The following is an 11,069-nucleotide window of genomic DNA, read 5'->3' as shown; positions in this document are numbered from 1 at the left end:
TCAAAACTGTCGGTGCGACAGGGTTAGCTTAGTGAATTTGCCTAACCTCTGATACAGAATATCGTATCAAGTATGGGTATTACCTAAGAAACCGCCACCTCTATAGGTGGTCGGTAGTTCATCGGTCATTTGTTATTTATAATATAAATCGACTTGGTACTATACTTATGAACGACTCAGATAATAACACTGATGATAGGATCGGCTTATCTACAGCCACTCATACCAAACCTAGTGGTAATGCTCGTACCAGTGATGTCTGTGAGCGCTTCATCGATCGTGTTGATGACATTGATAATGACCGTAATCTTGATATTGATAACTTGAAAAGCTTGGATGAATTTAAAAAGTCATCCTCATACGAGCTTCTGAATGAAGAAGAGCTGCTACTGTTTACCAACCATGAACAAGAGGAACAAGAGCTCGATCCTAAAATACCGGAAACTATCAGCCTTGATATCACTTCTTCTGATAATGATAAAGCCATAGCAACAATGCTTCATACTTTAGTTGATGATAACGAGATCAAAAATTTACTAGTTGACGACCAACCTAAGTATGACAATAGCCACCTATTAACCAATGAGCCAATAGCTGACTCAAGTAATAAAGAGACAGGGACACTATTTGGTAAGCAAATTAGTAGTAGCAAGCTATTAATAGTGGGTATGGTCTCTGGGCTAATATTAAGCGCTGTTATTATATTGCTTCTCAATACCATAGGCATTTTATCTGTTGCCGAAGACCGTTTGGCTTATGATAACTCTAATACTATGCCAATTAGCGCACCAGCCGCTAATACCGAGCAATCGACTGGTATAGAGGAAAATAAGGTAGCAGCTTCGACTTCAGACACTCAAGTAATATCAGAGCCAGTACTCAATAAAAATTCATCAGTGAATACTGCTAGTGTGGACAATTATGTGAGCATTGATGATGCTGACAAATCTGACCTCACACCAAAACCAGTGTTAGCCGCATTAAACAAAGAAGAATCAAATATTACTTATGAGGATTTTAGGGAAGAGGCGCAGGACACTTTATACCGTGATGATAAAAATTAGAGTGAGCTTTGGCTAAAGCATGATCCACAACTACATGTTTGCATCGTACTTTAGTTCTAAAAAATCATAATGGCTGGGGCAAAAGTGGCTTTGTAAGTAATAAGTAAAAGGGAGTGCAATATTTATCACTGACTTATCGCTTAAATCCAGATTTTCATATAAATATCCAAGGAAGTTACTAAGTCTAGATAAGGCTACCTGTTAAATTATTCTTGCCCTGATCTGTATTGGTCATCCATCAAACTCAAGTCCTAATAATACCAATCAGATAAATTACTATCTATAGCATAAGCCTACAGCCCTACACAAAGTAGTGTAATGGACTGTTTCCCTTGAGGTGCACTCAAAAGAACCTACCATAAATAAAGCAAAAGATATCGTTGGGCCAGTGGCTGACAAGGCGGCTGACTTGACGGATGCGGCTGTTAAGAAAATCAAAGAGGCTCGTAAAGAAGACTAAACTATCAAGTCGCGTATAAAGTTTTGCAATTAGAGGTGGCTGGACAGAATCCACCCACCGATAGCGATTAGCATTAGCCCACCAAATATTTCAGTCTTATGACCGAGTAGTGAACCCAATACTTTCCCCAGCATGACGCCTAAAGTGACCATTATTGTAGTAGCCAGACCAATAAGACCCGCTGCCAGTAAAATACTGACCTCTATAAACGCTAGACTAACACCTATAGCCATTGCATCAATGCTGGTGCCGAATGCGGTTACAGCAAGTTTAAAGGAAGAGTGCCTTGACGGTACTTCTGCCTTTGCGCTACTTGGCTTCAAACCTTCATAAATCATATGCAGACCGAGAACGACGAGTATAGTGAACGCTATCCAATGATCCCATGCTTCGACAAAAGAAGCGTCTACCAAAGAAGCTGTTGAATGGCCGATGAACCAACCAATAATGGGCGTGATAGCTTCAATAGTACCAAAAATAAGGCCTATTCTTAAAGCTTCGGTGAAACGAGGATTTTTGAGGCTTGCGCCTTTACTAATTGCCACAGAGAAGGCATCAGTAGACATAGAGAGAGCAAGTAACAGAAGGGCTACAGGGTTCATTGTTATCTTCTCAGGTCGAGTATAGAGTCCACGACATACTCACACCCCCGACCTGCAGTGTGAATATATCGATGGTCTCGCCAACCGAGAGGTGTTCGTACCATGGCATATGGCCAAGCGTGTTGACACGAACTCTTTCGTAGAACGAAAGCAGGCTACTCCCCAAAGAATGCTCAGGTTAACACGCATATGTTACAAGTCAATAAGAAAGTATCTTATTAGACTACATATTTTTTTATGTAATATAATATAGAGGTAGCCTAAAACCAATTAAATATGAAGGATGAATAGAGACTGAATGTGAATAATACATAAGCAGGCAAGGACATAACTCGCTCAATGTTAGTAGATGGGAAGGAAGAAGTGTGGCCTGCTGTAAGCAATAATAGCGATGAGCTCGCTATGGTCACTGTTGACAACGATTTTATGGCTCGCATCATACCCTAATCAATGCTCACAGATTACAGTTCGACTACTCACTTGACCGCCAAATACAATTAATGGGCACAAAAAAAGCCTTATTTAGGCTTTAATTTCAAAAGTAGTTTCCGTTAGAAGGTATTAGATAAAATACTGCTATTAGTTGGCATCAGGTTAAGGATAATTATGACGGCAGCTGTCAGTCCAACAATCAAAACACAGGCTGCTATTGCTCGTAGTATAGATCTATCAATTTTTATAGATTACTCCTCAAGTCGTCTGTCATTAATTAACATCGTGTCACCTAATGGCTGAAATTTCAAATCAGCTTGAACAATCCCTTACAAGTATACTACTAAGTACATTTAGCAAAGCTAGCTATTTGAGATATGACTGCTAGCTATTTGAGATATGACTGTAAGTATTGCTGTTATTACATTTTTCGATCTGATCATGCCATCCATACAGGTATCACACTAAACAATTCCAGTAAAAGATAGACACATCATCATAACCTAGGTAAATTATCGTATTTCGATAATTAAGAGAATCTGCCGAGGAGAGTCAGTCGTGGCATATCATAATAGTCATAATATTGAAAGTAGGTCAGCATGGGCTGTTTTTCTTATTTTCCTTAGATTGGGTCTAACCTCATTTGGTGGTCCCGTCGCTCATTTGGGCTATTTTCGTGATGAATTTGTGATACGACGACAATGGCTAACTGAGAACAGCTATGCCGACTTAGTCGCACTTTGCCAGTTTTTACCAGGACCAGCAAGCAGTCAAGTCGGCATCGCCATAGGGCTATCTCGAGCAGGATATACTGGCGCTCTCGCTGCTTGGACTGGGTTTACCTTGCCCTCTGCCATAGCGCTTATCTTATTTGCTATGGGTATTACCAGTTATGGGGATATTATTCCACCTGGCGTACTGCAGGGTTTAAAAGTAGCAGCGGTGGCGGTGGTTGCACAAGCGGTATGGGGTATGGGTCGAAATCTCTGCACCGATGTTGCGCGAGTCTCTATCATGGCGCTGGCCGCTTGTTTTGTGCTGTTAGTACCCTCTGCATTAGGCCAAGTGATCGTCATTGCTATTGCTGCCATTATTGGACTGGTATTATTTAAACCTGAAAAGGTGATTGCTCATGACCCGCTTCCTATTACTGTCAGACGTCGGACTGGGGTTTTTTGGTTGTTCTTATTTTTCTCATTGCTAATTGGCTTGCCACTGCTGACTGCATTGTACCCAAGCCAAACCCTCTCTATGGTAGATACCTTCTTTCGTGCAGGATCATTAGTGTTTGGTGGTGGGCATGTGGTGTTACCCTTGTTACAAGCTGAGGTTATTCCGGCTGGTTGGCTCAGTAATGATACTTTCTTGGCAGGTTACGGGGCCACGCAAGCAGTTCCAGGGCCTTTATTCACCTTCTCTGCATTTCTTGGGGGTTCGATGAACCAAGCGCCCAGTGGCTGGTTGGGAGGTATGATTTGCTTAATAGCCATCTTTGCGCCATCCTTTTTGTTGGTTATGGGTGCCCTACCATTTTGGGAAGGTCTACGCCAAAATTTGCGGACACGAGCCGCCCTGTCTGGTGTTAATGCTGCAGTCGTCGGTTTGCTACTGGCAGCGCTTTATCAGCCTGTATGGACAAGCGCCATTGTTGAAGCAAAAGATTTTGGTTTAGCATTGGTTGCTCTAGTTGCCTTGATGTTCTGGAAATTACCTGCTTGGCTGGTGGTTATGAATTGCGGAGCCGCTGGATGGCTACTAACATTATGAGGTGACAATCGTTAGAAAAACTACAGCAAAGACATAGCATGGCACAAGGCTTATGATGATGAGCGTCCAGTCAGCTGCAACTGTTATAGAAAACTAAATACAAGAGAGTATTAACAGCCGAATATACACTATAGGTCGAACTCCTTGAGAGCTGTTAATCTCGAATAGACCACATAAGCTACTATAGACCAGACGAGACCCATAAGAGCACTGTGAAGGAGGCTGATACCATATCAGTGTTATATGAACTTCACTATAACCCAACCAATTGATAAATCTACTAATTAGTCATGATTTTCTAGGCCAACGATATGACCCCTTTACACACCACATTAGCTGTACTGGTTACCTTTATTTGGGGCGTGAACTTTACCTTTATTGCGTGGGGGCTTGAAAGCTTTCCACCGCTGATGCTTACAGCCTTGCGTTTTTTCTTTACCGCCGTGCCACTGGTTTTGTTTCTCAAGCCGCCCAAGTTTAACCGTACGTTATTTATCTATGCGATCGGTACCTTTGTTATGCAGTATGCCTTTGTATTCACCGCCATGCATTTGGGGGCGTCGGCAGGGTTGACCGCACTATTACTACAACTTCAGGTTTTTATCACCGTATTACTGGCGTATGTCATCTTGGGGGAGGCAATGAGTCGCATACAGGTCATTGGTATGTTGATCGGTATGTTGGGGCTGGGTGTGATCCTGCTAAACCTTGGCGGTGACATGCCTTTGGTTGGGTTTGTCTGTATTTTGATTGCGGCAATAGGCTGGAGCTTTGGCAACATTGCATCAAAGCAGGCGTCAACGCAAGCCGCTATAAAAGCTACTCAGCAGGGATCTGGCGTGTCTATTGTTTCGCCTACCACTGGGAAGAATAAGGCATCTGCGTTGTCTGCCCTAGCATTGGTGGTATGGGGTGGCTTGATCGCTTGTGTGATTTTGACCCTATCGTCCCTCATGTTTGAAACTGGCGCATGGCAGTTGGCGACGTTTATGGAGGCATCGCTCAAGTCTTGGTTGGCGCTTGGATTTATCGTGTACACCTCAACTCTTATTGGCTTTGGGCTGTGGGCGTATTTACTGAGTCAAAATACTGCCTCCAAGGTTATGCCGTTTGCGCTACTGGTGCCGATATTCGGTATGGCAACGTCAGTGCTGCTCACAGGGGAAGTGGTGACATGGTGGAAGATGCTAGCGATGGTGTTGATCTTATCAGGATTATTACTGGCAAATGTGAAGATGGGGCTGGGTAGAAAGCTCTGTTAATAACAGCACTGAGCAAGCTGACTCTGATCTAAAATCTGATCTAAAAGAAATACCGACAGCACAACAAATAGAAGCGTCTAATATTACTTATGAGTATTTCAGGGAAGAGGAAAATCGACGATAATGCAGATGACTTAGCTAAAGTGTGTTACACAGTATGGCGCGGTTGTAGCATCAGCCCTGAGGACAGAGTAAGCAAAGCACTGCTTTGCCCGTCCGCAAGACAAGAGCTATGCGCGCAGTTGGACAGGACTCTTTTTTGCTGCTATTTGGTCAAAACTATTCGCTTAGAATGATTAAACTAGATATTCTTGACTTACGACTATTTTTAGAGCGGCGACTAAAAAATAGTCGTTGTCAGTGTTATAGTCGAATGTTTAACACGCCCTAGTAAGTTATATCTTTTAAGCGTCCCTTTTAAAGGATTTAAAGTTTCTCAACTAACAGTGAGTAAATCAATGAGCCAAAAAAAACAAACCTATCAAATTAAAATTACTCTGCAATGGAGTAAACCTCCGATTTGGCGAAGAGTTCTGATTGACAGTCGTTACCATCTTGACGATTTGCACGTTATTATCCAAGAGGCTATGGGTTGGGACAACAGCCATTTGCACCAGTTTTATCATAAACAGTCTACCTATGTACAGTATAACCCTGAATTTGGTGAGCTATGGGAAGGACAAGAATATGAGATGGGCAAACCTATTTCCTTATTTTTAAAAGAGGAAAAAGACAAATTAATGTATGAATATGACATGGGTGATGGCTGGGTTCATATTATCGAACTTGAAAAGATATTACCCACAGATAAGAAGCTATCCCTGCCTATTTGCACTGCTGGTCGGCGTGCCTGTCCTCCTGAAGATATCGGAGGAATCGGTGGTTATGACTATCTGCAGCAGGTAATGGCAGACGAAACTCACGAAGATCATGCCAATATGCTAGATTGGCTTGGCTTAGACAGTGGTAGTGATTTTGACCCGGCAACCTTTAGCAAAGATGAGGTCAATGAACGTTTTGCTCGCTAATCTATCATTTTATGACTATTGCCAAAATCTGTGTACGTCGTAATAGCGCTATGCATTACTAATAGCAGAGCTGTTATGACGTACGCTAAATCAGTGAGTAATAGCTTTGATACTAGCGTATCTAGGCCTATTTTCCCCCTTCTTTTTGAAACTGCACTTCATATGTCAATCTAAGTAATAATAAAAATGCTAACTTAAAGTTAATTGAGAATGATTGAATTGATCACTGAGTGCCCACAACGCATTGGTGTTTTTTGCTAAACACTATGGTGATTTTTTAGAATAATTTCGGAGCTCATCTATAAAGTCTGCCCAATCCTGCATCATTTGCACTCTAGTATCTATTTCATCCAGTCTATTGTAAGCACCACCATGCGTGTCTTTTATTCTATGACCCAGCTGTAACTCTGTTACGATGTCCGAATAGCGTAATTCAGATTGTTCCATGAGTAAGGTTTTGGCTGATGCCCGAAATCCATGGGCACATTGCACATCCTTGTATCCAAGTCTATGAAATATCTGCACTAGTGTTGCTTTACTAATATAAGAATTCCTTGATGCGCGCATCGATGCAAATACATGCTCTTTATGACCTGTGACTGATTGCATTGCTCGTAAACGCGCAATTACCTGAGTGGCCAGTGGTACAACCAAGTGCGATACCATATCTTCACGACCTTCGCCTTTAGTAGGGGAGAACTCCCATAGTTTATTATCCCAATCTATATCCTGCCAGCGCATAGACCGCAAATCGATACTACGTACAAACACATAAGGGAGTAGATTCATTGCTTCTAACGTAATCTTGCTCGCGTTTTTGAATGCGGACATATCGTTTAATAGGGTCGCAAACTGGTCAGGTTTAGTAATGGCGGGTAAATGATTGCCTGAATTGGCAGGCGCAAGCTCACCGCGCGTATCAATAGCCACATTTTTATCACATAATCCTCGCGCTACAGCGAATGAAAATACTTTTTCAGTATAAAGTCGGGTACTTGCGCCAACGAAGGTCGCTTGGTTTTCATTATTTTGAATAGCTTCACACACATTCAGTATAATCTCGCTAGTAATATCATTCATTCTTAAGTCGCCAATTTCACGACACATATATCCTAGACACAAATCCCAAAATTTGAGGGTTGACGCACTGAACGAGATATTTTTAGATTTACCTTGATGGCGACTCGCTATCTTGTTATTTCTCCAGGCTTGCGCAACCTCAGCAAACGTGGCATTTTTTAGATGGGCGTATTTATTGACTTGTTCTTGTTGGTGTAGGGCCTTGGGATCAGTACCCTTTGAGACCAGGTTAAGTATGGACTCTGCTTTATACTTAACCTCATACAAACTAATCTCATCGATCTTGCCAAGCATCATTCTAGGTCGCTTACCGTCAATGTGTGGATGAGAATAACGAAGGTAGTATTCTTTTTTGCCATTTGGGTAGATACGAACACTTAAACCAGAGATGCCTGAAATACTGACTGAATAATCTTTATCTCGGAATTCAAGTTTATTGATATCATTTATACTGTTGACAGTCATTACGTATATCCATGGACGTTATAAGTGAGATGAATTAAGAATACTTATATATTAACTTGGGGTTGTGCTTGCCAAAATGATTATGATTTATGAAAAGCATTCTATATGTAAACTAAAAATATAATTGGACACTAATATGGACACTGTTTATGTGTCTATATCTGACAAACCTAATAAATAAAGGGTTTATAGAACGAATCATCCCCAAGGGTCACTTGGGGATGATTCTAGTATAGTGGAGAAAGAAGGAGCAAGCTATTTTTTTGTTGATATATATGGTGTTTGAAGGAATAAACTTCACATATATTAAAAGTAAGAATACTGTTTGCTACTGGCAATAGAGTCCTTCGGCATATTTGCACAAAAAACCATGCTCCTGTACTCGCACAGAATCATTTAATCAGGGTGATAGTACTGTTCTGTGCAAATTTAGCGGGTGGCGATTTTATGATATATTTTTAGTTCTAATTGTCTCTATTTTATCGAAACGCAATTGTGTACTAAGAATTATTTTGATCAAGATTTTAAGATCTCAAATAGAGCATCGAATGGAATGGCATGGCATGGCATGATGTGTCCTTAATGCCACCATTTGGATTGTTTTTTTAGGGGTGATAATCATCCTACCATAGGGGGTAACTTTCACTATTAAGTTAAACACACTAAACCTTACTTAACTTTTTAAACCATATTTACTTATGCTCGAATTAAAGTTCGGTAATACATAGAAAGGAGCAAGTAAGGTTATATCCTTTTGAAATATCACTTCCTATAGCAAACACAAAAAAAAGCAGATATCACAATCGATATCTGCTTTTTTATTTAAAAGCCATTATTCAAGGAACTATCAGCCCTGAGGCGTGATTAAGTATTTTTCACCAGTTGCTTGTTTACCATAAGCAGCGATTGACTGTAATTGCAAAGCTTCTTGTAGTGTCACTTCATGCGTATAGCTGCTTGCAAATGTGGTGGTGATTTCCTCCGCCACACGTTGACGCATCGACATGACCGTTTTGGTGCCCAGCTTGGTGAGCACATTGAATAATAAGAATCCATTGACACCCCAAGCAAAACCAAAGTTACGATTTAGGGTAATAGGGCCACGGTTCAATGCACCATAAATATACGCTTGTTTAAAAGTGTCTGAGCCGTAAACGCTGTATTCTTCTACATCACAGGTTATAGCCGCTTCCATACAATTTAGAATATCGCTGGATAATTGACCGCCACCAATGGGGTCGAATGAAATAGTGGCACCTGTTTCGATAATCGCTGCCGTTAAGTCTGCAATGAATGTATCGCTGCTTGAGTTGACCACATATTTTGCACCCATATCACGTAATAGTTTTTCTTGTTCTTTTTTACGTACGATATTGATCAAATCAATACCATCAGCCATACAAATACGGTTGAGCATTTGACCAAGGCTAGATGCTGCTGCCGCATGAATTATGGCTTTGTGACCATCAGCACGCATGGTTTCGACCATTGCTAGTGCGGTAAGTGGATTCACAAAAGACGAAGCAGCTTCTTTAGCTGACGTGCCTTCTTTTAACTCTAGGCAACTTTTTACATTGACACAGTGATATTGACGATAAGTACCGCCGCCAATCACAGCAACCATTTTACCCATTAGTGCTTGTGCGGCTGGTGATGAGCCTGCTGCGACAACGGTGCCAGCACCTTCGTTACCCACGGGTGTGTCTTTGCCAACACGCGTTTTAAGTGCTGGCATGAACTTAGCAGGAACATCAGCTGTAATGACAGGATTTTGGTCGGTGCCTGATTGTACGGCGGTTGACATGTCAGCGGCGCTAAACATCACCCCAAAGTCAGATGGATTCAATGGTGCTGCTTCAATGCGAACGACAACTTCATCGGCACTAGGTTGCGGCATCTTGATCTCTTGTAAGGTAAGCATTAATTTGTTGTTGTCACTGATCGTTGAAACCAGTTGGATATTTTTATCGGTCATAATTGTTGTTCCTATAGATAGTGAAAGGTGTTGCATTACCATTATTATGTTATGAGTCGTATTTTATTCTTAGCTGTCTTATCTAGACTGGGCGGACTGTATCTGAGTCTTCACATGTTGCATAAACTCAGGCATATTTGCCAAGCGATCTGCCTCTATTGTCTGGGCAATGTCAGATTGACTCATAGCGTCGTTCCATTCTTTCATGCCAGGTATCTCTGCCAGCACATCCCAGTCAAGTTGGGTTGTGGCAAAGGCGCTGACGATTGTGCTGACATAATGAACATAGATGTCAGCCATTGTGAACTGTTCGCCTGCAATCCAGGGTGAAAATTGACATAAGCGATTTAAGGCAGTAATACCGCGGATCAATACTTGGTGTACTTCTTCTTTGACGGCATCAGGAGCGTTGGTGCCTGAAAGCACATAAGGAATCAGTCGGCGGCTTGGCAATTCAAAATAAAGCTCTGATATTTTCATAATTTGACGGACAACCGCACGCTCTGTTGCAGATTCAGGATAGAGCGGTATGGCAGGGTAGGTCTCTTCAAGAAAGTCACAAATAACACTCGATTCTGAAATATTAAAGCCTTCGGGCGTTACGATAGCAGGTACTTTGCCAACAGGACTGACTGTCAGTAATTCGTCACTGCCGCCGTAAAGCAAGTTTTCTTGAAATGGCAATTCTTTATATAGAAGTACATATTTTACTATGTTGTAATAGTTGCTTGCGGCGAAGCCATGCAAAGTAATCATAAGTTAGTTGTCCATCGTTAATGTGAAGGTGGTTTTTATTTACAATGCTCAAGCTAAACACATTATTACTGTTTTTAATAGGGCTTAGATTAACACGTGAAGTGCAATTTCAAACAGCAGGTGAAAAAGAGGCCTAGATGCGCTAGCATCAAGGTTACTATCCACCGCCAAAGTGAGA

Annotated in this window: 9 protein-coding genes and 1 riboswitch; of the genes, 5 read left to right on the top strand and 4 right to left on the bottom strand. The window is 41.5% G+C overall.

Annotated elements, in window-relative coordinates; translation table 11 throughout:
* Window positions 1-167 precede the first annotated feature (167 nt).
* Together RCH20_RS12175 and RCH20_RS12170 are read left to right on the top strand one after the other, a co-directional pair.
* Window positions 168-1,064, top strand: a complete 897-nt coding sequence (locus RCH20_RS12175) for a hypothetical protein (protein ID WP_209957418.1) — start codon at window positions 168-170, stop codon at window positions 1,062-1,064.
* Between the two features lie 337 nt (window positions 1,065-1,401).
* Window positions 1,402-1,524 (top strand): hypothetical protein, encoded by a 123-nt coding sequence (locus RCH20_RS12170; RefSeq protein ID WP_327193789.1) that lies wholly within the window; start codon window positions 1,402-1,404, stop codon window positions 1,522-1,524.
* A 29-nt stretch (window positions 1,525-1,553) separates the two neighbouring features.
* On the opposite strand, the gene RCH20_RS12165 is transcribed toward RCH20_RS12170, so the two are convergent.
* Window positions 1,554-2,126 (bottom strand): manganese efflux pump MntP, encoded by a 573-nt coding sequence (locus tag RCH20_RS12165; RefSeq protein WP_209957415.1) that lies wholly within the window; start codon window positions 2,124-2,126, stop codon window positions 1,554-1,556.
* A gap of 4 nt (window positions 2,127-2,130) precedes the next feature.
* Window positions 2,131-2,304: riboswitch (yybP-ykoY riboswitch) on the bottom strand.
* An 812-nt stretch (window positions 2,305-3,116) separates the two neighbouring features.
* Between RCH20_RS12165 and chrA the strand changes: the two genes are divergently transcribed.
* The 3 genes from chrA (at window position 3,117) to RCH20_RS12150 (ending at window position 6,615) form a co-directional block, all read left to right on the top strand.
* Entirely contained in the window at window positions 3,117-4,325 is a 1,209-nt protein-coding gene (chrA, locus tag RCH20_RS12160; RefSeq protein ID WP_327193788.1) for a chromate efflux transporter, read from the top strand.
* Window positions 4,326-4,636: 311 nt separating this feature from the next.
* A complete protein-coding gene (locus RCH20_RS12155; RefSeq protein ID WP_327193787.1) occupies window positions 4,637-5,587 on the top strand; it encodes an EamA family transporter in 951 nt (316 codons plus the stop codon).
* Window positions 5,588-6,045: 458 nt separating this feature from the next.
* Complete coding sequence (locus RCH20_RS12150) at window positions 6,046-6,615, top strand: plasmid pRiA4b ORF-3 family protein (protein WP_327193786.1); 570 nt, start codon at window positions 6,046-6,048, stop codon at window positions 6,613-6,615.
* Between the two features lie 264 nt (window positions 6,616-6,879).
* Here the strand turns inward: RCH20_RS12150 and RCH20_RS12145 are convergent, their stop codons facing one another.
* The 3 genes from RCH20_RS12145 to RCH20_RS12135 form a co-directional block, all read right to left on the bottom strand.
* Complete coding sequence (locus tag RCH20_RS12145; protein WP_327193785.1) at window positions 6,880-8,160, bottom strand: tyrosine-type recombinase/integrase; 1,281 nt, start codon at window positions 8,158-8,160, stop codon at window positions 6,880-6,882.
* An 847-nt stretch (window positions 8,161-9,007) separates the two neighbouring features.
* Window positions 9,008-10,135, bottom strand: coding sequence for a zinc-binding dehydrogenase (locus tag RCH20_RS12140; protein ID WP_327193784.1), 1,128 nt, complete (start codon window positions 10,133-10,135; stop codon window positions 9,008-9,010).
* A 78-nt stretch (window positions 10,136-10,213) separates the two neighbouring features.
* Complete coding sequence (locus RCH20_RS12135) at window positions 10,214-10,891, bottom strand: glutathione S-transferase family protein (RefSeq protein ID WP_209957400.1); 678 nt, start codon at window positions 10,889-10,891, stop codon at window positions 10,214-10,216.
* Window positions 10,892-11,069 lie beyond the last annotated feature (178 nt).

Source organism: Psychrobacter sp. PL15 (assembly GCF_035984995.1).
In the GTDB taxonomy this organism is placed as follows: Bacteria; Pseudomonadota; Gammaproteobacteria; order Pseudomonadales; family Moraxellaceae; genus Psychrobacter.
This window is presented reverse-complemented; position numbering and strand designations above follow the sequence as displayed.